Raw genomic sequence first — 25,076 nt, 5'->3', positions numbered from 1 at the left:
TTTTTATTAACTTTGCCAAAAAATAGATGCAAAACGACACACCAAAATGTGGATTGATTGAAAAAAAAGAAGGCGATTATCTCGATAATCTTTCCATTGATGCCTATTTCTGGTATGTAGAAGACTGGAAACACGATGAATACGTCCATTCCCACCAGCGTTATCAATTAACCTATGTTGAACAAGGCTATCAGTATTTTTACTTGGATAACAAAACCTATCTGGTTCCTCAGCATCATGTTATTTGGATTCCTTCCCATACCCCGCATCGCATTCGTTCTGAAGCCAAAACCGTTCAACTACGGGTTGCGTTATTTAAAACAGTACCAACAGCTGATTTCTTTCAACAGGTACACGTTTTTGCTGCCCCGCCTGTATTAAAAGAAATGCTACGCTATGCAAGTAAATGGAATCAAGTAGTGGATGAAAATGCAGATCAAGCTCTTTTTATTCAAGCTATTCTGTGCAATTTGCCCGAATTTTGTCAGGAAAATCAATCCCTACAAATTCCTGTACCTACACATCCCAACTTAGTCGTTGTTTGTCAGTATATACACGCGCAATATCACACCCACATAAAAACGGAAGAGTTAGCCGAAATAGCCCAGCTATCCACCCGAAGCTTGCAACGTCATTTTAAGCAAGAAACAGGGATTACATTGCAAAAATACATTCAGTTAATTCGCATTCTCAAAAGTATTGAGCTCCGCGACACCCAACACTATACCCTAAGTCAAATAGCACACTTGGTGGGTTATAGCAGTCTATCAGCTTTTACTCTTTCCTATAATACCATTATGAAGTCCAAACCACAACACGAAAAATAGAACCATGATTTTATACTTTTTTTAACCTTATTTGTGGTTAACCCATTCTTTTTACTTAATTTAGCCTCAATAAAAAAACTAAATATGAAAAAATTAGGCCTACTTTTTAGCATGTTACTAACGTCATTTGCTTTTAATTCTTATGCTCAATCACCTATTAATGTGGGGATTAAAGCAGGCGCTAACTTTACCAACTTTTCGAGTAATCCAAAAGATTACAGCAGCAAAACAGCTTCTGGTTTTGGTGTAGGTGCCATGGCACGTATCAACTTAAATCGCTCTTACATTCAGGCCGATTTAATGTATTCTGAAAAGAGTATTAAGTTGGAATCAGACCTTAGCAGCGATAAAACAAAGTTGAAAAACATCGAAATTCCAGTAGTATACGGATATAAATTATTAAAAAGTCCGTTGTACAACCTACGTGTTTTTGGTGGTGGGGTTTACTCTGTTATCTTAAATGACTTATCAAAAGGTGCGGTAGACAACGCATTCAATGATTTTGATAAATCCAATATTGGATACCGTGTGGGTGCCGGAATAGACCTTTTAAAATTCACAGTAGATGTTTCCTATGATGGAGGATTAAACAATGTAAGTAAAAGCTTCTCATCTAAACCGAATACATGGTTCATCGCTGTTGGATATAAATTCCTATAATCCCACTTCCCAACATAGAAAAAAGGCTATTGCTACGTTGTAGTACTAGCCTTTTTTTATTTTCTCCCTCATTTATATATTCCTAAGCGAACAGTTTGTAAGCAACACTAGTTTTACTTCAAATTTTTATTATTTTTGTGCTATGCAAAAGAACATCAACATTCTAAATAAACGAGCTAAGTTCGAATATGAAATCTTAGATAAATATACTGCTGGAATTGTATTAACAGGTACTGAAATTAAATCCTTGCGACTAGGAAAAGCTAGTATTGCAGAGAGTTTCTGTGAATTTCAAAACCTAGAGCTCTTTGTGATTAATTCTCAGATTGAAGAATATGCCAATAGCAGCCACTTCAATCACAAAGCCAAAACAGAACGCAAACTGTTATTGAATAAAAAAGAATTAAAGAGTTTACATAAAAGTGTACAGAATAAAGGGTTAACGATTATTCCGTTGCGTTTATTCATCAATGAGAAAGGATTAGCCAAAATGGACATCGCTTTGTGTAAAGGAAAGAAAAACTACGACAAGCGGGAGACGATTAAAGATCGCGATAATAAAATTGCACTAGATCGCCTTAAAAAAGCTTATTAGGATAATAACCAAATCATACAAGCATCCGAATAGGGATGCTTTTTTTTTTATACCACAACCAAAAAACATGAAAAAGATTTTACTATTGACCTTGGGACTACTAGCTTCTACCCTAGTACTTGGACAAGAACCTACAGAACCGCTAAAGGCAGTTCCACCTACCGTAGGACCAGAAAGTACCACCAATCAATACTCCAACAATAAAATCGGAACAGCATACGATTTTGTACTGAATAAATTACATCAATTCACACAAGACGTTCCTTTAGATCAAGAGGCTATCTTAATTTATGATTATGACGGCACATTGAAATCCTTTAACCTTGCTACCCAAAAAATCAATTGGACATTTACCGCTCAAGATACTGTGGTTACCTATGCGCGAAATAAATTCACCCTAGAAAATGGTGTGGTTTATATTCCCTTTCTCAACGGGGAGCTCTATGCGTTAAACCACAAAACAGGAGAAGTATTTTGGGAAGCCAAAATCGGAGTGAAGAACAGCAAGTACCTCAAAATGATGATCAATCAAATTCCGGTTATTCACAATAATTTCCTCTATCTCGTTACCCAATACGAAAACAGCAATATTTACGCCTTTGACAAAAGAACAGGGGAGCACATTTGGAACTATAAATTAGAATTTCCTTACAATCATATGCCTGTTTTATATACCAACACCAAAGTATTTGTTCCCAATGCGGGCTATGTTTATAACTTTGATGCCGAATCGGGAAAAGCATTATATGCTCGTGGTTTCAAAACGGGAATGTATTCAAGGCCTGTAAGCAATGGAAAATATGTTTTCATTGCCGATTTAGGCTATCAACTGTTTGCCTTGCACCCTGAAAATCTTGATATTATATGGGAGATTACGCTAGAAGAAGGAGCTATAGGACACAAAATGGTCTATGACAACAACCAATTACTAGTCGGAACCGGTCGAAACTTTTACGCCATCAATCCCGAAGATGGCGCTATTATCTGGCAAACCGAAGTTCCTTTAAAAGAACAAGCCGATAGACGCTTTGACCTACAACAACTCGAAGTGTTTAACAACAAAATATACGCCTACAATAACAAAAGTACCTTTTTTGTAGTCAATCCTAAAGATGGAAAAATAGAAAAGGAACTAGCACTTAAAAATACCCCTATTTCCAATATTGAAGTTCAAGATACTAATACGGTCTTCTTCTACTGCGAAGTAGGATTGATTAAACTCAACCTCCAAACCAACAAAGAGGAATTAGTTTATATGCGCTCTTCCATTCAATCCGATCCAAAAGAGAATTATATTAAGTTGGTTCGTTAGTTGTTTGGTGAGGATTAGGTGAGGTTTGCGTTTGTTTCATCTTTTCTTCTAAAAGCAAATTACTTTTAGTAACGAAAGTTTTATCAAAAAACGAAAAAGCAACCAACGAAAAAGCAACTGACAACAACTTTTCTTTTGGGTGAGTCCTTAGTGAGTCCATAGTGTCTCCATAGTGAGTCCATTAAAACGAGATTTTTTATAGACTCACTATGGAGACACTATGCCAACATTTTGTAGTCAAATAGAATGAGAGTGCCGTTTGTATGGTTTGCACTTCGCACGGTTTGTTATTTATTTGGGTGTTCGATGAAGCTACACTGCGTTGCGATTTGTTTAATTGCTTCTTTTAAAAGAAAATTGTTGTTATGCATGATTGCTTGAACAAAAAACCAAAAAAGCAACCAACAAAAAACCAAAAAAAATCACACCTTACAATTATTCCTACATCCAAAATTAAAAACTGCTTGTAGCAAGAGATAAGCTGAGGGGATGAGCAATACCCATACGCGGGCATCGATAGCTTGAAATGCCAAGAGAACAGCCAATCCTAAGCGAATATAACGCATAGGGGTCCATAGTTTAAAATAATTGAATAGTGTGGTCATGCGATCTTTCTTAGATTAACTCCAAACTTACGTTTCTTTTTTTTGTTCTACGGTAACAATTGTTACTGTACTAGTCCTGCACAACAGCTAGATTTGTTTCAATTAATACTTAAATCTACAACTATGAGAAGAATGCTGTGGGCGATTGCCGTGCTTATTGGAACCACTACGATGGTTAATGCGACAAACCTTACGCATACCGCAAACGAAGCTGTTTTACAAGCAACAACAGGGGATAAATACGCGATTTTAGTCCAATCGACAAAAAACTTACGCGCTTCGATTATGACTGCTTCAGAAATGAGAAAAGAACAACCTGCCCTTGCTTTTGAAATTGTCATCATGGGACAAATGGTACAGGAGTTAAATGACAAAGATTTGAGAGCGACCTTAGATGCGGCAAATAAAGCAGGGATTAAACTGGTCGTTTGTGAATTTGCCCTTCAAGTGTATGGGGTACAGCTCAAAGATTTACCTACTTATTTTATTGGGACCCCAAATGCACATAAGTATATGTTCCAATTGCAAGAAAAGCAATACAACACCCTTTCTATTTAGAACAAACAACAAATCACAATAACATTTTTTCTAAAAAAAGCATCCTTTAGGGGATGCTTTTTGTATCTATTTAATTTTTATTTTCTAACATAGGGACGAATTTAAAATCGCCGTGTTCGTGTTTTTCAAATTGGGTTTCATTCAGGCGAATGAGTTCAATCATCGTTTGTTGCTCTTCTCCTACGGGGATAATTAGGCGACCACCAATTTTGAGTTGGCCCATCAAGGCTTGGGGAATAAAAGGAGCACCTGCTGTGACAATAATAGAATCAAAAGGTGCATAATTGGGCAGTCCTTTATACCCATCACCAAAGGTGAGCAATTTGGCGCGAATACCTAATTTGGGCAGTAAAAGTGAAGTCTTTTTATACAATTCCAGCTGGCGTTCAATGCTATATACGCGAGCCCCCATAGCCACTAATACAGCTGTTTGATAGCCACTACCTGTTCCAATCTCCAACACTTTATCATCAGGCTTTACCTGTAGCAATTGCGATTGAAACGCTACCGTATACGGATGTGAAATGGTTTGCCCTGCTCCAATGGGAAAAGCAGTATTCTGATAGGCAAAATTTTCAAAACTTGAATCTATAAATAAATGTCGAGGAATGCGTCTAATCGCCTGAAGTACGGCTTGATTTTCAATGCCTTTTTCCTTCAATGCTTCAACCAACTGATTGCGCAATCCCTGATGCTTCGTAGAATCCTTCACTGTATTTAAATAATTTATACAAAAGTAACCAATATTTTTTTAATAACCACCACTCCTCTCCTTCTAAACAAAGTAAGGTAAAAGATTTAAAGCTGAAATTTTACCCATTCCATAAATAAGTTTTATTTTTGTTCAAAATAATTTTTTATGCTTAAAATTGGCGTATTGGGAGCGGGGCATTTAGGAAAAATTCACTTGCGTTTGCTGAACCAATCAGAAAAATACGAATTAGTCGGTTTTTATGACCCTTTTGCAGAAAATGCAAACAAAGTAGCACAAGAGTTTGGTTACACCAAATTTGACAGCATTGATGAATTAATCCAAGCGGTTGATGTCATTGATATTGTGACTCCTACGCTCTCTCATTTTGACTGTGCAAAAAAAGCAATTGAAGCGGGAAAACACGTTTTCCTTGAGAAACCCATCACCACCACTGTCGAAGAAGCAGAAGCTATTATTGCTTTAGCAGAACAACACAACGTCTATGGACAAGTAGGTCATGTGGAGCGTTTTAATCCTGCCTTTGTTGCAGTACGCGATAAAATTGAAAATCCCATGTTCATTGAAACCCACCGTTTAGCAGAATTCAACCCAAGAGGAACAGATGTGCCTGTGGTATTGGATTTGATGATTCACGATTTAGATGCCATCCTAAGTGTGGTTCACTCGCCTGTAAAACACGTGAGTGCTAGTGGTGTTTCCGTTTTAAGTGAATCACCTGACATCGCCAATGCGCGTATTGAATTCGAAAACGGCTGTGTAGCCAACGTAACTGCCAGTAGAATTTCCATGAAAAATATGCGTAAATCTCGTTTCTTTCAACGTGATGCTTATATTTCTGTCGATTACTTAGAGAAAACTTGCGAGGTGGTAAAAATGAAAGATGCACCTGAAACACCAGGTGATTTCGACCTTATTTTGCAAAATGCTGAAGGATTAAAGAAACAAATTTACTATGATAATCCTACCGTTTTACCAAATAATGCTATCTTAGATGAGCTGGAAACGTTTCACGATGCTATTGTCAATCAAACAAGGCCCATCGTGACATTGGAGGATGGAACAAAAGCCCTGCGTTTGGCTTATCAGATTATTGACGCTTTTCAAAACTAACAGAACACTAACTTGTAAATACATACGAAACTTATGAAAAATATTGCTGTAATTGGTGCAGGAACAATGGGAAATGGAATTGCTCATACGTTTGCTCAAAAAGGCTTTAAAGTTCTTTTAATCGACATTTCTGAACAAGCGATTGAAAGAGGAATGAATACGATTAGCAAAAATTTAGATCGAATGATTGCGAAAGGTTCGATTACAGAAGCGGACAAAAAAGCGACCATTGAAAATATTATCACCTATACAGAAATTAAAGATGGTGTGGTAAACGCGGATTTAGTTATCGAAGCTGCTACAGAAAATGTAACATTAAAATTAAACATCTTCAAAGAGCTAAGTGCTGTTTGTAGAGAGGATGTAATTTTAGCCTCTAATACTTCTTCTATTTCTATTACGCAAATTGCATCAGTGGTAAAAAACCCTGAACGCGTAATCGGCATGCACTTTATGAATCCAGTGCCCATCATGAAATTGGTCGAAATTATCAGAGGGTACAACACAACGGATGAGGTGACAAAAGCGATTATGGATTTGTCATTAAAATTGGATAAAGTACCAACAGAAGTAAACGATTACCCTGGTTTCGTAGCAAACCGCATCTTAATGCCAATGATTAATGAAGCCATCGAAACGTTGTACAATGGTGTTGCAGGAGTAGAAGAAATTGATACCGTAATGAAATTGGGAATGGCTCATCCAATGGGGCCTTTACAATTGGCAGATTTCATCGGTTTAGATGTTTGTTTATCTATTCTAAATGTGATGTATGATGGATTCAAAAACCCTAAATACGCTCCCTGTCCATTACTCGTTAACATGGTAATGGCTGGTAAATTAGGTGTGAAATCTGGCGAAGGATTTTACGATTACAGCGAAAGCAAAAAAGCCGAAAAAGTGGCAAAAATGTTTTCTTAATTGAAAAGAAACTAAAAATCAATAATCAGACCAAGACAATCGATACTATTGTCGATTGTCTTACTTTTTGATTCCATAAAGTAAAGAATGGCAAAAATAATTCCTTTTCAGGGTATACGCCCTACACGAGATAAAGCCAATTTAGTAACTTGTAGGTCTTTTGAAGACTACAATGCCGTAGAATTGGCCTATCTTTTGGATTACAATCCTTTTTCATTTCTACACGTTTTAAATCCTGCCTATGTCAACCCACAAAAGGTAACTAGTGATAAGCGCTTTAAAATGGTAGCAGCGAAATTTAATGATTTTAAAAAGGAAGGAATCCTAACAAAGGAAGAACATCCCGTGTTGTATCTCTACCAAATTGAGACCAAAAACTGGAAATTCACGGGTATTGTTGCAGGAACATGTATTGAAGATTACGAAAATAACATCATCAAAAAACACGAGGATACGCTAGAGTATCGCGTCAATCTCTTTAAAGAATACCTGTACCACAGTCGATTTAATACAGAGCCCGTCTTGATGATGTATCCCGATAAAGAAAATATCAATGCGTGGATTGCGGAATACAAAGAGCATCGACCGATTTACGATTTTACCACGGTAACGAAGGAACGACATACAGTTTGGAAGGTGGACGATCAAGCGTGTATTGATTGGCTTTGTCAAGAATTTGAACACATTCCAGAAATGTACATTGCTGATGGACATCATCGCTTTGCCTCTGCAGCTTTACTCAAAAAAGAAAATGGCTTTGAACCGCATTCACATAGCAATACGGTCATGACCTTTTTAATTGCAGAGAACAATATTAAGATTTATGAATTTAATCGCATTATTCACGATTTAAACAACCATAGCAAAGAGGAGTTTTTAGCTTTATTAAGCGAAAAATTCAATGTAAAAAACAAGCAACAACAGTTGTGGAAACCCTCCAAAAAAATGGAATTTGGCATGTATTTGGATGGAGATTTTTACTCCCTCAAGCTCAAGGATAAGATTAAAACAGACGATATTTTGATGCAATTAGACGCTCAAATTTTATATGATGCTGTGTTAAACCCTATCTTGGGGTTAGATGATTTAAGAAATGATGCTAGAATAGACTACATTCCTGGAAATGAATCTATTGTAGCCATAAAAGAACTAGTAGATGACGGAGAATATGAAGTTGGATTTATGCTATACCCAACCAATGTACAGGAAATAAAGCTAGTTGCGGATAATGATTTAATCATGCCGCCTAAAAGTACCTATATTGAACCCAAGTTCATGAATGGGTTATTAACTTACGAAATTTAAAAATACCATATGATGTCAATGATTGCTGAGAATCTAAAACGAATTAAAGCTGACTTACCTACAGGGGTTGAGTTGGTCGCTGTTTCTAAAACAAAGCCCAATGCGGCAATTTTAGAGGCATATGAAGCAGGACAAAGAGTTTTCGGTGAGAATAAGATACAAGAAATGACGGATAAGTATGAGGCGCTACCCAAAGATATAGCGTGGCATATGATCGGACATGTACAGCGCAATAAAGTCAAGTACATGGCGCCGTTTGTGACTTTGATTCACGCTGTTGATAGCCTGCGTTTATTAGTTGAAATTAATAAACAAGCCAAGCGAAACAACCGCGTTATCTCCTGTTTACTTCAACTGTTTATTGCAGATGAAGAAACAAAATTTGGTCTAAGTGAAACAGAACTATTCGAGCTCTTAGACAGTGAGGAATTTAAAGGGTTACAACACATAAAAATCCAAGGATTAATGGGAATGGCAACATTTACCGAGAACCAGGATCAAATCAAACAAGAATTTTCTACCCTACAAGCTATTTTCAAAAAGGTACAAACCTACAATCACCTGCCCAATGTTGCTTGTGATACGTTATCTATGGGGATGAGTAACGACTACCCTATCGCTATCGCCTGCGGAAGTACGATGATTAGAATAGGAAGTACAATTTTTGGAGAACGCAATTACGAATTAAAAGAGTAAACATTGTACGCAGTTTTAGATATAGAGACCACAGGTGGTCAATTTAACGAAGAGGGGATAACCGAGATTGCCATCTATAAATTTGATGGCCATCAAATCGTGGATCAACTCATTAGCTTAGTTAATCCACAGAAAGAAATACAGCCCTTTGTTGTCAAGTTAACAGGTATTAATAGCGCTATGCTTCGCTTAGCACCTAAATTTCACGAACTAGCCAAGCGAATTATTGAAATAACGGAAGATTGTGTGCTTGTTGCCCATAATGCTTCCTTCGATTACCGCGTGTTGCGCAACGAATTCAGCCGTTTGGGATACGATTACCAAAAGGATACGCTATGTACAGTTGAATTGGCGCAAAAGTTACTGCCTGAAATGCCATCCTATAGCTTGGGAAAATTAGTGCGTAACTTGGGAATTCCACTAGCCGATCGCCATCGTGCCTATGGAGATGCCTTGGCTACACTCAAATTATTCCAATTACTCTTATCCAAAGACACAGAAAAAACCATACTTACCAGTATGATTAAGTCTGATATTAAAACGGGACTTAATCCCAAATTCTTTGACATCACAGAGAATCTCCCTACTTCTGTAGGTATTTACTACATTCACAACGAAGAAGGTGTTATTATTTACATTGGAAAAAGCCGCAACATCAAGAAAAAGATTATGCAGCACTTTACCAATAATTCTGTTTTATTTAAAAAAGTACAAAAAGAAACCTATACGGTTACTTTTGAGAAAACAGGAACTGAATTGATTGCGATTCTCAAAGAAGCCGAAGAAATTCTCTTAAATCACCCCAAATACAACAAAGTAACGAAAAAGGGAATTTTTCCTTATTCGCTTTATATTAAAACGAACCTACAGGGTTATTTTTACTTCAGTTTGGAAAAAACAGATGGTCGCAAACGCAATCACATGGCTTTTACCTCTTTAACTGAAGGGAGAAAATTCATTGATAAGATTACAACTGGTTTTGAATGGCCTTTTTATACGGAAATCTTACATGAAAAAAAATCTAAAAAGGAAACAGAAGAAACTTTTTCTACGCAAGTTGAACTTGATTTTGCAGCATATAACAAACTATTGCTTAACTTGTTGCAAAATTACAACGTAGATGATGGTTCGGTATTGATTCTCGACAAAGGTCGTACAGTCAATGAACGCAGCGCCATTGTCATCGAAGGAGGTAAGTTATCGGGCTATTGTTTTTACGATTTGAATTACCAAATCAACGACCCTGCACGAATTGCAGCAAACCTAACCCCCATTACCTTCCATCGCAACAACAGGAATATTATTCTCAATTATTTGAACAAGAAAACAGGCTATAAATTAATCCATTATTAAAAAGTATATACGTTGAGACGCAGGCTAAAAAATAAGTGGGATATTCTGAAACAGAAGATTTATATCATCATCTACGGGTCTAACACCTTTGCTGGTAAGCTATTCGATTTGGTCTTACTCGCTGTGATTCTGTTGAGTGTGATTTTGGTTATGTTGGAGTCGATTGAGAGCTATGACATGAAGCATCACACCCTACTCAAAGTGTTGGAATGGGTGATTACAATTTTCTTTACCATTGAGTATGTATTGCGGATTATTTGTAATAAACAACCGCTGAGATATATCTTCAGTTTTTATGGTATTGTCGATTTAATTTCGATTATGCCAATGTATTTGTCTTTCTTCGTTTCTGATTTAGGTGTTTTATCTGTTGTTCGAGCCTTGCGTTTACTGCGTTTGTTTGGTATTTTGAACTTAGTTCCTTATATCGGACAAGAATCGAATTTAAAACTGGCAATCAAGGCAAGTAGAACGAAAATTATTGTATTCATCTACTTTATTGTTGTGGTTTCCATCTTATTGGGTGCTTTAATGTACGTGATTGAAGGCAAGGACCACGGCTTTACTAGTATTCCACGCAGTATCTATTGGTGTATTGTAACCCTAACCACGGTAGGATACGGTGATATTGCCCCTCAAACCACAATTGGACAAATGATTGCCTCCCTGATTATGATTATGGGATACGGTATCATTGCGGTTCCAACGGGAATTGTAACAGCTGAATTTTCGAATTTAAAACGAAATAAGAGCATTGACGCCCGAAGAAGAAGAGCTTGTTCTTCTTGTACTACAACTATTTATGATGATGATGCCAATTATTGCTATAATTGCGGCCAAAAATTAGGAGATGTCTTTACCCGATAATACCCACTATTTACTTGTCGTTATTGGCCCAACTGCCATCGGAAAAACGGCTTTAGCTATTCAATTAGCCCAACATTTTCAATGTGAAATTCTATCGTGTGATAGTCGTCAATTTTTTAAAGAAATGACAATTGGTACTGCGGTTCCCTCTAGGGCGGAACTTGAAGCGGTACCGCATCACTTTATTCAACATATTAGCATCGAGGATACCTATTCTGTAGGAGACTTCGAACGCGATGCCATCGCACAATTGGATCGTTTATTTGAGAAAAACAAGGTACAAGTCATGGTCGGCGGATCTGGTTTATACGTCAATGCGATTTTAGAAGGATTGGATGAATTTCCAACTATTGATCCCCGAATTCGAGAAGAACTCAACCAAGTCTTGGAAAAAAAGGGACTTCCTTATTTACAAAGACAATTAAAAGAACTCGATCCGGTACACTACGAAAAAGTAGCCCTAGACAATCCTCAACGCGTTACTCGTGCGCTAGAAGTATCGATTGGAACAGGGCAACCCTATTCTAGTTTTCTAGCGAAAAAGAAGGTAAAACGCAATTTTATTCCAATTGTAATTGGATTAGAAGCGCCGCGTGAAAAAATGTATGAACGCATCAATACCCGTGTGGATAAAATGCTCGAAATGGGATTGCTAGATGAAGTAAAAGCACTTCTTCCTTATCAAACACTCAATGCCCTACAAACCGTAGGCTATCGCGAACTATTTCGTTATTTTAATGGAGAAGGTACGTTAGAGGAAGCTATGGAAGAAATTAAAAAAAATACGCGCCGTTTTGCCAAGCGACAAATTACTTGGTTCAAGCGCACACCAAACGCCACTTGGTATGACTATCAAACCGATCCTCAACACATTATCGACGATATTACCAAGCAACTAAATTAAACCACTATGCCCATTTCTGATCAATTCACTCCCATCCACCAACAGTCTTACGAAATAGACTTCTTTGCCTGTTCTCCTTCTGGACACCTGAAGTGGGTAGATTTATGTAAACTCATTCAAAGTGTTTCAGCGGATCATTCGGTTCTGGGTGGAATTAGTTTTTGGGATTTAAAAATACACAACCAAGCGTGGGTACTCAGCAAGTTTCGCATTGAAAAAAAAGCAGACGAACTTCCACAATGGCAAGATAAAATTACAATTAGTACGTGGATTGAACGGTTAGATGGGGTACGTTCGATTCGAAATTTTGAAGTGTACTTCGGAGAACAACTCCTCGCAGTTGCTTCTTCTCTTTGGGTGATCATCAATACAAAACGCCGTAGGCCCGAATGTATCGCTCTACCTCACGAGCACTTTATCAAATACACCGATAAAAAAGTAACACAGACAGATTTTGCCAAACTACACAAAGGAGAGTACCGCAAAATTGATACACTTCGCGTGAAATTATCAGATCTGGATATGGTTAAACATGTCACCAATATCAAATACTTGGAATGGTGTATCGACGCTGCGTTTGACTCTCAAGAAGCGGTAGATCAAATACAAGTAATCGATATGCACTTCCTGAAAGAAACAAGAATCAATGATACGTGTGAGGTTCATTTCTTAGAGGAAAATCACCAACGTCACTACCAGATTTGCGTAGAAGGCGTGGTTCATTTTTATTGCTTAATGGAATTGCGTGATGCGTGATGCGTAAAAATTCTCTAGATAGATTAAATTCTCAAAAAAAACAACCAACAACGTGCAAACCGCGCAATCAACAAAATACAAAAAAGGGATTCCTATACTAGAAATCCCTTTTTTTATTTAGAAAATTTCACTCTTCTATCTCACTGATTTTATATTGATTTTGGTGTTCAATGAATCTACACTTCGTGGCGATTTCCGCTTCGTGACGATTTCTCGATTCCCCATCTCCAATAAAAAAAACTACCAAACGAACATTGAACGTTCTGCCATCATTTCGTTTACTTCATCCGCTACTTCTTCGATGATATCTTCGTTGGTGTGGTTTTGGATTACTTTATCGATTAAAGCAACGATTGTTTCCATATCTTCTTCTTTCAATCCTCTTGTTGTAATTGCTGGTGTTCCGATACGGATACCTGAAGTTACAAATGGAGATTTATCGTCAAATGGAACCATGTTTTTATTTACAGTAATTTCAGCTTTTACTAACGCTTGTTCTGCGTCTTTTCCTGAAATATTTTTATTTCTCAAGTCGATTAACATCATATGGTTATCTGTTCCACCAGAGATAATGTCATAACCTCTTTTTACAAATGCATCTGCCATTGCTTTTGCATTCTTTTGTACTTGTAACATATACGTAAAGAATTCATCAGTCAAAGCTTCACCAAATGCCACTGCTTTAGCTGCGATAATGTGCATTAAAGGTCCTCCTTGGTTTCCAGGGAATACCGCACTATCTAATAAAGCAGACATCATGCGTACTTCTCCTTTTGGAGTTTTTAAACCAAATGGATTAGGGAAATCTTTTCCAATCATAATCATTCCTCCACGTGGTCCACGTAATGTTTTATGTGTTGTTGTTGTAATAATATGACAATGAGGCACTGGATCATTCATCAACCCTTTTGCGATCAATCCCGCTGGGTGAGAAATATCAGCCATTAAAAGTGCTCCAACACTATCAGCAATTGCTCTAAAGCGTTCGAAATCCATATCACGAGAATAAGCCGAAGCTCCTGCGATAATCAATTTCGGTTGTTCTTTCTTCGCGATTTCTTCGATTTTATCGTAGTTTAATAAACCTGTTTCTTGGTCCACTCCGTAAAATACTGGATTATACAATTTTCCAGAGAAATTCACTGGTGATCCATGGGTTAAGTGTCCCCCGTGAGACAAGTCAAAACCTAAGATTTTATCTCCTGGTTTTAAACAAGCCGAAAAAACAGCGGTATTCGCTTGTGATCCAGAGTGAGGTTGAACATTCACATATTCAGCACCAAAAAGAGCTTTTGCGCGATCAATAGCGATTTGCTCTACTACGTCCACTACTTCACATCCTCCGTAGTAGCGTTTGTTTGGATAACCCTCTGCATATTTATTCGTTAAACAAGATCCGGCTGCTTCCATCGTTTGCTCACTTACAAAGTTTTCAGAGGCAATTAGCTCAATACCGTGTACTTGTCTATCCCCTTCTTCTACGATTAAGTCGAAAATTTCTGTATCTCTTCTCATCTGAATTGTATATTTCGTTAAATTGAGCTCAAATGTACAAAATTCGTTTGTTAATTTGCCCTATAATTATATATTTGATTAACTATTCATTCAATTAATTAAGCAATAAATATGATGATTACGGCAAATGATCCGAAAAGAGAATCATGGTTAGCAGTTCAACCACAGTCGGACTTCCCTATCCAAAATATTCCTTTTGGGGTTTTTATTACGAAAGATGATATTGTAACAATTGGAACTCGTATTGGCGACTATGCCATCGATTTAAGCGCCTTACAAATGTTGGGATATCTAAAGGGAATCGAACTGACCGATGATGTATTTTTACAAGACAATCTTAATGATTTTATTTCTAGTGGAAAGAAAACATGGCGTGCTGTTCGAAACCGAATCGCTGATATTTTCGACAAAGCAAACCCAACTTTACAAAACAACGCCAAACACAAAGCGGCAGTTATCTTTAACCTAGACGAAGTAGAAATGCAATTACCGGTTTACATTGGTGATTATACGGATTTTTACTCGAGTCGAGAACATGCCACCAATGTAGGTAAAATGTTCCGAGATCCAGCCAACGCCTTATTGCCGAACTGGCTTCACATTCCAGTAGGTTATCATGGTAGGAGTTCGACTGTCATTCCTTCTGGGATTAACGTCAAACGTCCAATGGGACAAACCTTACCTAAAGGAGAATCTCAACCTGTTTTTGGACCTTCCAAACGCATTGACTTTGAATTAGAAACTGCGTTTATTACTACAGATGCCAATTTATTTGGTGAGAGTATTCCCGTGGATGAAGCGGAAGATCACATCTTTGGTATGGTACTACTCAACGATTGGAGTGCTCGCGATATTCAAACGTGGGAATACGTTCCATTAGGGCCCTTCTTAGCCAAGAACTTTGCAACATCTATTTCTCCTTGGGTCATCACCCTAGATGCGTTGGAGCCTTTTAGAACGGCAAGTCCGAAACAAGAACCAACGCCTTTACCTTATTTACAACAAACGGGAGATAAAACCTTTGATATTAACTTAGAGGTTTACCTACAACCTGAAAATGGAAAAGACACCCTGATTTGTGAATCGAACTTCAAATATTTATATTGGACGATGAGCCAACAATTGGCACACCACACCATTAACGGTTGTAAAATCAACGCCGGTGACTTAATGGGATCGGGAACGATTTCAGGAAGTACACCGAATAGCTTTGGTTCCCTCTTAGAGTTAACCTGGGCAGGTGCAAATCCACTTACGTTAGAAGATGGAAGCACACGTACGTTCATTGAGGACTATGACACCATCACCATGAAAGGATATTGCCAAAACAACGATATTCGAATCGGTTTTGGAGAGGTAAAAAGTATGTTACTTCCCTCTACCGCAACAATGAAATAACAAAAAAAGGATTTCTCTGACGAGAAATCCTTTTTTTGTTATTTGATGTTTGGCGTTTGTTGCTTGGCTTTTGTTTTTTTGCTCTTTGTTCTTTGTTGGTTGCTTTTTTGAGGGTGAAGGATGAAGAGTGACCTCAACAAATCCCCACCAAATCGTAGCGCAGCGTAGATTCATCGAATACCAAAACAAAATATAAACTAAGTGAGATAAATCCTCACCACAAACCGCTTAATACCCTTTGTTCTGTTCAAACGTGGCATCAATATCGATAATCGTTTGAGGAATAGGAAAAATCCTGCGATATGGCTGAGATTGTGGTTTGGCTGACTGAGCTAGTGGCAAATCAAACGTACCGAAGCGCACCATTTGTGGTCTGCGTTTACTTTCCCAATACAATTCATAGCCCAATTCTTTATACAACACTTCCGCATCTAACGCTCCTATTGGTTTTCCTGCTACAGCATCTTGTAAGGCATCATGTGTACGGCTGGTACGAATTGTATTAATATCATTTAAGGCTAAGCCAAGATTCCCTTTTCTGAAATACGCTTCCGCGCGTAGCATGTACATCCCTCCTAAACGATAAATAGGTATATCCACTTCAGACGAACCATTATCGCCTTTTGAGGCATCGAATTCGAACTTAAAACAACGGGCGCCTCTATTGATTTGATCCTGTTTAAAAATGGCTTCGGTTGGGTTGTCAAAATTAAACTCAGGGGTGAAATCCATCGGAGTTGTAGAGCTCTTTTCCATCACCAAAGGCATTACTTTAATACGTCCATCGGCTGTCATTTCGAATTTACCTGTAGCTTGTACCAACTTCGGACCGTGTTGAAGTCCAAATTGAATTCCTCTATTAAAGTGGAACCAAGGTTCTGATGTTCCAGGAGCAATAGATGTTGCAGGCACAGATACATCTGTTCCATCATTTTTAAACCAAGTGCCGTCTTCGTATTGATATTTGCGTTGGAAACGAGGATCATCTTGATTGCCATTCCAGCTGTAGAAAAACTCTGGACGAATGGCACTGGCATTTGTTCCTCTATTTTTAGCGGTTACTCGTTGGTTTCGCTCCATCGTATTATAGGCTAAATCATTACTCGACCCCTTAATATCTGAAATCTGTTGAACCACTGCAAAAATCATTTCTTTAGAAGTATGATTGTCCATGGCAAAATTGTGGAAGTAATTTTCTTCTAATTGAAAACGACCGTCATCAATCAGTAAGCTCGTATAGTGAATTACTTTATCCATATTAGAGCCCGATCCTGTTGCTGTATTGGCATTAAAATCAAACGTAGAACTCGCATTATAACGATCCTTATATACAGCTCGATTCATATAAAGCTCTGCTAATAATCCATAAGCGGCTTGCTTAGTGAAGCGCCCCACATGGGTTTGATTTTCTCCTAAACTAGGAAGTTCTGGAAGAAGTCCTTCCACTTCTGCAATCACAAAATCAATATCCGCATCTGCTTTCAATACGCGAATAGGACCTTTTAAATTATCGAAGTCTTTATAAGGTGCTTGTCCATACAAATCCAACAATTGAGCGATGTAAAAATACAGCAATCCCTTTGCTTCCGCCAAGTAAAAGGCCTTCGAAGCCCCTTCACCATTCAGGGTAATTGCCTCAATAGCCGTATATGAACGGGTAACACCATTGGTTAAGTCGTTGAAATTCCCCTGCACCAGTCCGTTGTCTGAGGCCCAAGTAAATTCAGAAATACCTCTCCATTTTCCAGCATCTCCCCAATCACTTCCTCTTGTTGGTAAAATAGCCACATCACTACTCAGTTCCTGTAGGGCAAACAATCCACCCGTTCCTACAAATAAGTTTTGTCCCATACGCGCATAGGCCGAAGTCAAGGCAGCAATGGGATTAATCTCAGATGAGCCTAAATTTTCATCCAACACTTTTTCTTCTAAATCTGTACAGGAAGTAGCAGCTAATAAAGCTCCTACAACAAGTAATCCATTTACTTTATTAAAAATTGTATTCTTCATAATTAAAATTTCACTGTTAATCCAAATAGGAATGTTTTTGACGTTGGATATGACGTATAATCAACGCCTATCGATTGATTTCCTCCTGTTGCTTTGTTTGAGTTGATTAATGGATCATAGCCCGAATAACCAGAGATTGTCAATAAGTTTTGTCCACTTATATAAAAATTCATACTATCCAACCACTTTAATTCTTTGAGTGGAACCGTATAGCCTAAACGCACCGAATTCAGGCGTATAAAATCCGATTTCTCGATGTACAACGAAGAGAATTGAGGGGGATTACTGCTATTGGCCTCTGAATTAGCATATTGGGTAGCCACATTTCGATCAGAAGCGAGGTTATTGATATTTAATGCGTTTAACATCGTATTATTAGCAAGGTATCCTCCTGTTTGTCCAATGATGGAAAAGGAGAAATCCCAATTTTTATACTTCATGTATGAATTAAATCCAAAAGTAAAATCGGGAATTGCACTTTCAATAATCACGCGATCATCCATGCTGATGATACCATCTCCATTGACATCTCGATACATATCCCTTCCGTTCTCATCATATCCGATATGATCCAACGCATAGAAACTTCCTAAGGCATATCCACTTTTATAAATATTAGCTGTAACCCCTGATTGACCTGGGCCAGAGATATTTCCTGATAAAATTTGAGAAACGGGCAAGTTCTTAATCGTATTAGACAAGAATGTTCCATTAACATCAATATTCCAAGAGAAATCTTTGGTCTCAATCAAATTAGAGCCCAACATAAATTCTACCCCTTTGTTGACAATTTCCCCATCAATATTTACCCACACATCTGCCGTTGGACTCAATGGTTTCGAAGGAATATTCAAGATAGCATCCGTCGTTGTTTTATTGAAGTAATCTACTGTTCCATATAATTTATCGTTCCACAAACTAAAATCCACTCCTACGTTAAATTGAGTCACCACCTCCCATTTCAAATCGGGATTGGGTGTCCTAGAGATCGTGATACCTGGCATAAGTTCGCCATCCGCATTGAGGTAATACCCATCACTATAGGATTGAGAGTAACTTGCTTGGGTAATTTTATTTTTAACCTCTTGATTTCCTGTCTGTCCCCAACTGGCTCTTACTTTTAAGTTATTCACGACATTGGAATCCATCAAAAAGTTTTCTCGATTGACATTCCATCCCAAAGCGAAGGAAGGGAAATATCCATACTTATTGTTCTCCCCAAAACGCGTAGAGCCATCCGCTCGTACAGAAGCCGTAACCAAGTATTTACCATCAAAAGAGTAGTTAAAACGACCAAAATAAGATTGTAGTTCATTTTCTTGACTATATCCTGAAATACCGTTGAATTTTCCTTTGTACCCTGGATTGTCTTTTGGGGATACCTCATCATTTCGATCAGCGATTTCCGTAAAATTAAGAGTCGTTCCCGTATTGTAAAAATACTGGTAAGAGAATCCTCCTAACACGTCGAATTGATGTTTACCAACAGAAAAGTCATAGGTCAAATAGTGTTCTAAGAGATGAGATTTACTCTCCACATTTCCTTGGTAATATTGTCCTCGAGGTGAGCGGTCGGTAATGTTGGGATAGATGGTAGTATTACGCTCTGAATTACTCAGATCATAACCGAAGTTGAATTTATAATTTAAGTTTGGCAATATTTTATAGCCTAATTCTAAATTTGCCAAGGCGCGAAGAGTACGGGTTTCATCTTCATAAATATCCAACAAATACGCAGGGTTGTAGTGCGCATTCATATTAAAGTTAGTAAACTCCCCATTCTTGTCTTTCACGCTCCACGTAGGGTTTGCCATTAAGGTATGAATCATCAACTGACCATCTGAGCCACCATCATCAGAAGTAGGCACCCCATTTTCTTTGATTTCACTAGCCGTTAAATTCGCTTTAATCGTCAGGCGATCATCGAAGAATTTTTCTTCTCCATTAAAACGTGCACTGTTTCGATTGAATTCACTATTGTGAATAATCCCCTCTTGTTTAAGGTTGGAAATGGAAGCGAAATAGCTTCCTCCTGACTTCGATCGTGTACCAAAAGACAAGCTGTTATTTCGCGTCATCGCTGTTCTTAAAATCACATCTTGCCAATCCGTATTCCCTCCATGATCAAAAGCGGGTTCTGTAATCTTATTGCGATATTCGGCTGCGGATAATACATCTAACTTTTTGATTACACTCGAAAAACCGATGGAGCTGTCAAAAGTCAGTGTTGGCTCTTGGGATGTTCCTTTTTTTGTTGTGATAATCACGACTCCATTGGATCCTCTTGCTCCGTAAATAGCAGCTGCAGAAGCATCTTTCAAGACCGTCATGGACTCGATATCACTGGCATTTAAGAAGTTTAAAGGGTTCTTTGCACTAGAGCTTCCAAATCCGACATTACTTCCCCCTGGGGATACATTTTCATTGGATAAAGGCATTCCGTCAACAACAAATAAAGGCGTAGATCCACTGCGAATTGAACCAATTCCGCGAATAGATACATCCACTCCTGCTCCAGGCTCTCCACTGGTTTGCACCACGCGAACGCCCGATACTTTACCCTGTAAAAGTTGATCTGGCGAAATATTTACCCCATCTTTAAACGTGGCTTGACTCAATTGGGAAATCGCTCCAGTCAAATCACTGCGGTGTTTATTTCCATATCCTACTTCTACCACCAATTCATCTAACATTTCTTGGCTTTCTTTCACCACAATTTGCAGCGTGTTTTGGGTAATCTTGGTTTCTTGGGTTTGGTAGCCAATAAACTCAACCACCACCACTTCGCCAATACGCGCATTTAATTCAAATGCTCCTTTTTCATCAGACTGCACCGCACGCTGTGTTCCTTTGATATAAACCGTAGCAAATGCGATGGGTGAACCTTTCTCGTCCACAATTTTACCTTTTATTTTTTCCTGCTGTACAAGGGTTAACTCTTCTTTTGTAAAAACCTGTGTCCCCGGTTTAATATTTGCAAAGGCCACTGTTGAACACAAAAGAACCACATAAGTAGATACTGATTTCCATTTAAAAAGAACGCTTAATAAATGAAAAGGAAGGTGTCTTCTATTCATAATTTAGTTTTAGTTTCAGTCTTGCAAATGAACATAACCCATGTTACCCTAAGTTTATACCTATTTTATAATACCTTGATTAAATCATTACCAAAAACAGGAATTGCTAAAAAAATCATAACAATCACATAATAAAGGAGATAGTTGAAAATTTAGGAGGTACTTGTACTTTAGGCTCAAAGAAATCAAGAATATGAAACCATTTATTTTTTCCCTCCTTTTGAGTAGTTCACTCCTGGGGTATGCACAAAACATCCCTTTACATCGCATCCAAGTGATTGGTTCGCATAATAGTTACAAAAAGGCAATTCATCCTAAACTTTATGCTTATTTAATGGAGAAAGACCCACAAGTACAAACGCTGTACTACGAACATCCATCCATTGAAACCCAACTAACGCTTGGACTGAGAAATCTAGAAATCGACATTTGGAAAGATGACCAAGGCAATAAATACGCTCATCCCAGCGGTACGGCTTATTCTGGTCAACCTTATGAATGGACAGCTGCCATGGCAAAACCTGGTTATAAGATTTTCCATATGCCTGATATTGATTATGAAACACATCAACCCGATTTTGTTCAACAACTGCGAGCACTGAAAACCTGGTCTGAACAACATCCAACACATGAGACAATTTTTATTACCTTGGAGCTAAAAGACGATCAGAAAGATTCTTCTACCTTGTTTTCTCAAGCGAATATTGATGAAATTAATGCGCTTATTACAAAAGAATTAACGAGTAAACACTTAATCACACCCAAAGAATTAACGCGTAATGCTGATTCTATTCAATGGCCTACGGTAGAAGAAGGGAAAGGAAAATTTGTTTGGATTATTGACAATATGGATTATCGCTTGGATTTATTTGATTCGATAGACTTACAGGATTTGGCCGTTTTTCTCAATGTACCTTTTACACATCCCAAAGCGGGTTGTATGATTCTCAACAATCCTTATGATCCGACGATTCCCCAACTAGTAGAGCAAGGAGTGATTATCCGAACAAGAGCAGACGACAGCACCAAACAAGCTAGAACGAATGACTACTCTACTTTTGAACAAGCCAAAAAATCAAAAGCTCAAATTATCACCACAGATTACTACCTCCCTAGTCAATTGTTTCCGTCAACCTATCAAGTGATTTTTGACGATAAAACATATGTGAGAATGCAGTAATGGTCATGGCGTGATGCGTGATGCGTAGTTTGGTTGGATGAGGTTGGTTAGGTTGGTTACGTTAGATGAGATTGGTTAGGTTGGTTACCGCGCCTAACCTAACCTAACCTAACCTAACCTAACCTAACCTAACCTAACCAACACCACAATTAATTTTTCTAAATCACTTGGATTTCCTTGTTTTTCAATCCATGTACTCCACATACGATACAATTCCATACGAGCTGGAAGAATTTCTCTCAAACCAATATCACTCGCATTTCGCAGCAAATACAAATCAAAGACCACCTTTTTAAAAGTAAGCTGTTGGGCTTCTATTAAACTAGCGGGTGAAAGTACGGCTTTCATTTTTGGATTTAGGAAAGGTTCTAACGTTTCTGCTTCTTTATAAGAATTCCATTTTTCATCACCAAAATCGCTGTGGTAAAAGCGGTGTTCACTTAAATATTTCAGGTGACTTTTAGTCAATTCATAGTAATTTTTAGCATCTAAAAACGCGTTGTACGCTCCTGTTGTGTTTTCTTTTTGATACAAGGAGAAAAGGGCGTTGTAGTGTTCGACCTCACGTAATTCAATCGTCTGAACATCAATTGCATCAGGTTTAATTTCCACTATTTTATACGCTGGTGGAAAAGCCGCTAAAGAAGGAACTTGAATATTCGTCAATTCCCATTCTCCTTGTTTTTTTACACTTTGTTGGTGGATGTGCATATGCCCCGCAAAATGCAAGGACAACCCCGTTTCTAACCATTGCTGTTGTGTTTTTTCACTGGGCACTCGATGCAATTGAAGGCGATTGTTCCCCAATAATTCGACCAAAGCAGTCGATTGACCCTGATTAAACTCTAGCAGTGGATAATGACCAAAAGCAAGAAGTTTTTTTCCTCTTTTCTTTGCCTCTTTAACAATAGAGGCAATCCAATCCAGTAAATACATTCGCTCTTCAATGGCGTGATATCCATCGCTAATATTTTTAAAGGTAGTAGCGTTCACTTGCTGGTACATATTCCCATCAATAGACAAGATCCACACCCCTTCCATCGGTTCTACGAGGTAGGTATAATCAAAATACGATACCCCTTGACTGACATATTTTCGCTTAGACAAGCTAAAATCGTCTTCTGGCGAATACGTTTCATACATAAAGGGATGAAAAGGCGTTGAGTAAAACAGATCCGTTTTTCGCGGTTGTAAACCAAACGATTGAATGAAAGGATACATGGATTCGTATCCCAGTTCTCTCAAAGGCGGATACACGCGATCTGTCGTGTTTTTCTTCAAGTTTTCCGTAGAATAGACTCCAATCATCTGTCCTTTTTGGGTCAAGAAATCTGATTTTCCACTTTCTCTATCCAGCTGATTCACTGCTTCATGATTGCCATTAGCCAAGAAGAAGCGCATGCCATACTGTTGTTCAAATTCGGTTAATAACGCCTGAGTCGCTTTGATATTTAATTCCTGTCCATCATCAGTATAATCACCACTGATGAGCACCACTTGTACTTCTTGTTTGGCCAAATCCGTTAATGCTTGTCGAAAGGCAAAATAGTTTTCATTAAACAAGCGTGTAGAGGCCATTTGTCCAGCTAATGATCGTACAAACTCATACGTATCTGTTTGTGCATTATAAAACGGCTCTAAACCTAGAGCCTTCTCTTTTACATAAATATTGTGTAAATGTGGATCTGATAACACCCCAATTTTCACTCCTTCTTGTCCCCAAGAATACACGCTCAACAAGCCGAGCACTAAAAAAACTATCTTTTGCATATTTGTTATTCCTTTTGATTTTTTGGATTCTTTACAGCTAAAAGTAGAAAGAATGCCCGTTTTAAATCAAAGCAAATCCATACCTTAAAGGAGAGTTAACCCTAAACTTAGAAATCTACACCTTTCGCCCCTATTTCTTTACCTAAATTTAAAGAACGCTTGCGCTGCTTTTTTTTTAACTATCGCGTAAAACCTCCCAATCTCCTTCCATAAATCAGGTCTTTTTTGTACTTTTACTTTTTAATTCGTACGAAACTATGTCAAGAGTAATTTTATCTTTAGCGGGTGTAAATATTTACCAAAATAAACACCAAGTTTTATCCAATGTAAACTTAGAGGTGAATAAAGGTGAATTCCTTTATATCATTGGTAAAACAGGAGCGGGAAAAAGTAGTTTTATGAAAACACTTTATGCAGATTTGGCGTTAACAGAAGGAGAAGGAACGATTGTTGACTACGACTTAAGACAGTTAAAAGAAAAAGACATTCCTTATTTACGTCGTTCATTGGGAATTGTTTTTCAAGACTTTAAACTATTACCAGACCGCAATGTACACAACAACTTACAATTTGCATTGAGAGCAACAGGCTGGTCGGAACAAGAAGCCATTGACAGACGTATTGAAGAAGTTTTAGAACGCGTGGGCATGTTGTCGCATTTAAAGAAAATGCCCCATCAACTTTCGGGTGGAGAACAACAGCGTATTGCTATTGCTCGTGCTTTACTCAATGATCCTGATTTAATCTTAGCCGATGAACCAACAGGAAATTTAGATCCCCAAACGAGTTCGGAAGTCATGGAATTATTATTGGAAATCAATAAAAACGGACGTACCATTATCATGGTTACGCATGACTACGCCTTGTTGTTGAAGTATCCTGCAAAAACACTAAAATGCGATGATGGTGCGCTCTTTGAGGTGATTCACCGTACTTCTTAAC

The 25,076-nt window shown here is 38.0% G+C and carries 22 protein-coding genes; 16 read left to right on the top strand and 6 right to left on the bottom strand.

Features of this window, described 5'->3' with window-relative positions:
* The first annotated feature begins 26 nt into the window (after positions 1 to 26).
* The 4 genes from ACLJX0_RS11345 (at position 27) to ACLJX0_RS11330 (ending at position 3,394) form a co-directional block, all read left to right on the top strand.
* Positions 27 to 827: a helix-turn-helix domain-containing protein gene (locus ACLJX0_RS11345; protein WP_410880563.1), complete on the top strand. Its 801-nt coding sequence runs from the start codon at positions 27 to 29 to the stop codon at positions 825 to 827.
* Positions 828 to 911: 84 nt separating this feature from the next.
* Entirely contained in the window at positions 912 to 1,487 is a 576-nt protein-coding gene (locus tag ACLJX0_RS11340) for a porin family protein (protein ID WP_410880561.1), read from the top strand.
* Between the two features lie 142 nt (positions 1,488 to 1,629).
* On the top strand, positions 1,630 to 2,082 hold the full coding sequence (gene smpB, locus ACLJX0_RS11335; protein ID WP_182647584.1) for an SsrA-binding protein SmpB: 453 nt from the start codon (positions 1,630 to 1,632) through the stop codon (positions 2,080 to 2,082).
* Between the two features lie 67 nt (positions 2,083 to 2,149).
* Positions 2,150 to 3,394, top strand: a complete 1,245-nt coding sequence (locus ACLJX0_RS11330) for a PQQ-binding-like beta-propeller repeat protein (RefSeq protein ID WP_410880559.1) — start codon at positions 2,150 to 2,152, stop codon at positions 3,392 to 3,394.
* A gap of 422 nt (positions 3,395 to 3,816) precedes the next feature.
* Here ACLJX0_RS11330 and ACLJX0_RS11325 read toward each other — a convergent pair whose 3' ends face one another.
* Positions 3,817 to 3,999 carry a hypothetical protein gene (locus tag ACLJX0_RS11325; RefSeq protein ID WP_410880557.1) on the bottom strand — a complete coding sequence of 61 codons (183 nt, stop codon included), beginning with the start codon at positions 3,997 to 3,999 and terminating at the stop codon, positions 3,817 to 3,819.
* Between the two features lie 123 nt (positions 4,000 to 4,122).
* Between ACLJX0_RS11325 and ACLJX0_RS11320 the strand changes: the two genes are divergently transcribed.
* Positions 4,123 to 4,557 (top strand): hypothetical protein, encoded by a 435-nt coding sequence (locus tag ACLJX0_RS11320; RefSeq protein WP_410880555.1) that lies wholly within the window; start codon positions 4,123 to 4,125, stop codon positions 4,555 to 4,557.
* Positions 4,558 to 4,627: 70 nt separating this feature from the next.
* Here the strand turns inward: ACLJX0_RS11320 and ACLJX0_RS11315 are convergent, their stop codons facing one another.
* A complete protein-coding gene (locus ACLJX0_RS11315; protein ID WP_410880553.1) occupies positions 4,628 to 5,269 on the bottom strand; it encodes a protein-L-isoaspartate(D-aspartate) O-methyltransferase in 642 nt (213 codons plus the stop codon).
* 147 nt (positions 5,270 to 5,416) lie between these two features.
* On the opposite strand from ACLJX0_RS11315, the gene ACLJX0_RS11310 reads away from it, so the two are divergent.
* The 8 genes from ACLJX0_RS11310 to ACLJX0_RS11275 all read left to right on the top strand — a co-directional run bounded on the left by ACLJX0_RS11310 (position 5,417) and on the right by ACLJX0_RS11275 (position 13,184).
* Positions 5,417 to 6,382, top strand: a complete 966-nt coding sequence (locus ACLJX0_RS11310; RefSeq protein ID WP_410880551.1) for a Gfo/Idh/MocA family protein — start codon at positions 5,417 to 5,419, stop codon at positions 6,380 to 6,382.
* A gap of 33 nt (positions 6,383 to 6,415) precedes the next feature.
* On the top strand, positions 6,416 to 7,303 hold the full coding sequence (locus ACLJX0_RS11305; protein WP_410880549.1) for a 3-hydroxyacyl-CoA dehydrogenase family protein: 888 nt from the start codon (positions 6,416 to 6,418) through the stop codon (positions 7,301 to 7,303).
* Positions 7,304 to 7,390: 87 nt separating this feature from the next.
* On the top strand, positions 7,391 to 8,608 hold the full coding sequence (locus ACLJX0_RS11300; RefSeq protein ID WP_410880547.1) for a DUF1015 domain-containing protein: 1,218 nt from the start codon (positions 7,391 to 7,393) through the stop codon (positions 8,606 to 8,608).
* Between the two features lie 12 nt (positions 8,609 to 8,620).
* Positions 8,621 to 9,304 (top strand): YggS family pyridoxal phosphate-dependent enzyme, encoded by a 684-nt coding sequence (locus tag ACLJX0_RS11295; protein WP_410880656.1) that lies wholly within the window; start codon positions 8,621 to 8,623, stop codon positions 9,302 to 9,304.
* Positions 9,305 to 9,307: 3 nt separating this feature from the next.
* Positions 9,308 to 10,657, top strand: a complete 1,350-nt coding sequence (locus ACLJX0_RS11290; protein ID WP_410880545.1) for an exonuclease domain-containing protein — start codon at positions 9,308 to 9,310, stop codon at positions 10,655 to 10,657.
* Between the two features lie 12 nt (positions 10,658 to 10,669).
* On the top strand, positions 10,670 to 11,524 hold the full coding sequence (locus tag ACLJX0_RS11285) for an ion transporter (RefSeq protein ID WP_410880543.1): 855 nt from the start codon (positions 10,670 to 10,672) through the stop codon (positions 11,522 to 11,524).
* Positions 11,508 to 12,428, top strand: a complete 921-nt coding sequence (miaA, locus tag ACLJX0_RS11280) for a tRNA (adenosine(37)-N6)-dimethylallyltransferase MiaA (protein ID WP_410880541.1) — start codon at positions 11,508 to 11,510, stop codon at positions 12,426 to 12,428. Before ACLJX0_RS11285 ends, miaA begins: the two co-directional genes overlap by 17 nt.
* A 6-nt stretch (positions 12,429 to 12,434) precedes the next feature.
* Positions 12,435 to 13,184 carry an acyl-[acyl-carrier-protein] thioesterase gene (locus ACLJX0_RS11275; RefSeq protein WP_410880539.1) on the top strand — a complete coding sequence of 250 codons (750 nt, stop codon included), beginning with the start codon at positions 12,435 to 12,437 and terminating at the stop codon, positions 13,182 to 13,184.
* A gap of 240 nt (positions 13,185 to 13,424) precedes the next feature.
* On the opposite strand, the gene glyA is transcribed toward ACLJX0_RS11275, so the two are convergent.
* Complete coding sequence (gene glyA / locus ACLJX0_RS11270; protein ID WP_410880537.1) at positions 13,425 to 14,699, bottom strand: serine hydroxymethyltransferase; 1,275 nt, start codon at positions 14,697 to 14,699, stop codon at positions 13,425 to 13,427.
* Between the two features lie 111 nt (positions 14,700 to 14,810).
* On the opposite strand from glyA, the gene fahA reads away from it, so the two are divergent.
* The gene (fahA, locus tag ACLJX0_RS11265) at positions 14,811 to 16,097 is read left to right on the top strand and encodes a fumarylacetoacetase (protein WP_410880535.1); all 1,287 of its coding nucleotides are present in this window, start codon (positions 14,811 to 14,813) and stop codon (positions 16,095 to 16,097) included.
* Between the two features lie 228 nt (positions 16,098 to 16,325).
* Here fahA and ACLJX0_RS11260 read toward each other — a convergent pair whose 3' ends face one another.
* A complete protein-coding gene (locus ACLJX0_RS11260) occupies positions 16,326 to 18,107 on the bottom strand; it encodes a RagB/SusD family nutrient uptake outer membrane protein (protein ID WP_410880533.1) in 1,782 nt (593 codons plus the stop codon).
* A 2-nt stretch (positions 18,108 to 18,109) separates the two neighbouring features.
* Complete coding sequence (locus tag ACLJX0_RS11255; RefSeq protein WP_410880531.1) at positions 18,110 to 21,184, bottom strand: SusC/RagA family TonB-linked outer membrane protein; 3,075 nt, start codon at positions 21,182 to 21,184, stop codon at positions 18,110 to 18,112.
* 193 nt (positions 21,185 to 21,377) lie between these two features.
* On the opposite strand from ACLJX0_RS11255, the gene ACLJX0_RS11250 reads away from it, so the two are divergent.
* Positions 21,378 to 22,364 carry a Ca2+-dependent phosphoinositide-specific phospholipase C gene (locus tag ACLJX0_RS11250; RefSeq protein WP_410880529.1) on the top strand — a complete coding sequence of 329 codons (987 nt, stop codon included), beginning with the start codon at positions 21,378 to 21,380 and terminating at the stop codon, positions 22,362 to 22,364.
* 123 nt (positions 22,365 to 22,487) lie between these two features.
* Here ACLJX0_RS11250 and ACLJX0_RS11245 read toward each other — a convergent pair whose 3' ends face one another.
* On the bottom strand, positions 22,488 to 24,134 hold the full coding sequence (locus ACLJX0_RS11245) for a metallophosphoesterase family protein (protein ID WP_410880527.1): 1,647 nt from the start codon (positions 24,132 to 24,134) through the stop codon (positions 22,488 to 22,490).
* 257 nt (positions 24,135 to 24,391) lie between these two features.
* Between ACLJX0_RS11245 and ACLJX0_RS11240 the strand changes: the two genes are divergently transcribed.
* Positions 24,392 to 25,075 carry a cell division ATP-binding protein FtsE gene (locus ACLJX0_RS11240; protein WP_410880525.1) on the top strand — a complete coding sequence of 228 codons (684 nt, stop codon included), beginning with the start codon at positions 24,392 to 24,394 and terminating at the stop codon, positions 25,073 to 25,075.
* Position 25,076 lies beyond the last annotated feature (1 nt).

The organism is Myroides sp. DW712 (genome assembly GCF_046557355.1).
Lineage (GTDB): Bacteria > Bacteroidota > Bacteroidia > Flavobacteriales > Flavobacteriaceae > Flavobacterium.
Note: the sequence above shows the minus strand (reverse complement) of the source record. Positions and strands in the feature narration are given on the sequence as shown.

Bases quoted from the DNA above. Each gene is read 5' to 3' on its own strand.
- ACLJX0_RS11245 (WP_410880527.1), bottom strand. From the start codon at position 24,134: ATGCAAAAGATAGTTTTTTTAGTGCTCGGCTTGTTGAGCGTGTATTCT.
- ACLJX0_RS11310 (WP_410880551.1), top strand. From the start codon at position 5,417: ATGCTTAAAATTGGCGTATTGGGAGCGGGGCATTTAGGAAAAATTCAC.
- glyA (WP_410880537.1), bottom strand. From the start codon at position 14,699: ATGAGAAGAGATACAGAAATTTTCGACTTAATCGTAGAAGAAGGGGAT.
- ACLJX0_RS11240 (WP_410880525.1), top strand. From the start codon at position 24,392: ATGTCAAGAGTAATTTTATCTTTAGCGGGTGTAAATATTTACCAAAAT.
- ACLJX0_RS11340 (WP_410880561.1), top strand. From the start codon at position 912: ATGAAAAAATTAGGCCTACTTTTTAGCATGTTACTAACGTCATTTGCT.
- smpB (WP_182647584.1), top strand. From the start codon at position 1,630: ATGCAAAAGAACATCAACATTCTAAATAAACGAGCTAAGTTCGAATAT.
- ACLJX0_RS11345 (WP_410880563.1), top strand. From the start codon at position 27: ATGCAAAACGACACACCAAAATGTGGATTGATTGAAAAAAAAGAAGGC.
- ACLJX0_RS11275 (WP_410880539.1), top strand. From the start codon at position 12,435: ATGCCCATTTCTGATCAATTCACTCCCATCCACCAACAGTCTTACGAA.
- ACLJX0_RS11260 (WP_410880533.1), bottom strand. From the start codon at position 18,107: ATGAAGAATACAATTTTTAATAAAGTAAATGGATTACTTGTTGTAGGA.
- ACLJX0_RS11255 (WP_410880531.1), bottom strand. From the start codon at position 21,184: ATGAATAGAAGACACCTTCCTTTTCATTTATTAAGCGTTCTTTTTAAA.
- ACLJX0_RS11330 (WP_410880559.1), top strand. From the start codon at position 2,150: ATGAAAAAGATTTTACTATTGACCTTGGGACTACTAGCTTCTACCCTA.
- ACLJX0_RS11300 (WP_410880547.1), top strand. From the start codon at position 7,391: ATGGCAAAAATAATTCCTTTTCAGGGTATACGCCCTACACGAGATAAA.
- ACLJX0_RS11320 (WP_410880555.1), top strand. From the start codon at position 4,123: ATGAGAAGAATGCTGTGGGCGATTGCCGTGCTTATTGGAACCACTACG.
- fahA (WP_410880535.1), top strand. From the start codon at position 14,811: ATGATGATTACGGCAAATGATCCGAAAAGAGAATCATGGTTAGCAGTT.
- ACLJX0_RS11305 (WP_410880549.1), top strand. From the start codon at position 6,416: ATGAAAAATATTGCTGTAATTGGTGCAGGAACAATGGGAAATGGAATT.
- ACLJX0_RS11250 (WP_410880529.1), top strand. From the start codon at position 21,378: ATGAAACCATTTATTTTTTCCCTCCTTTTGAGTAGTTCACTCCTGGGG.
- ACLJX0_RS11295 (WP_410880656.1), top strand. From the start codon at position 8,621: ATGTCAATGATTGCTGAGAATCTAAAACGAATTAAAGCTGACTTACCT.
- ACLJX0_RS11325 (WP_410880557.1), bottom strand. From the start codon at position 3,999: ATGACCACACTATTCAATTATTTTAAACTATGGACCCCTATGCGTTAT.
- miaA (WP_410880541.1), top strand. From the start codon at position 11,508: ATGTCTTTACCCGATAATACCCACTATTTACTTGTCGTTATTGGCCCA.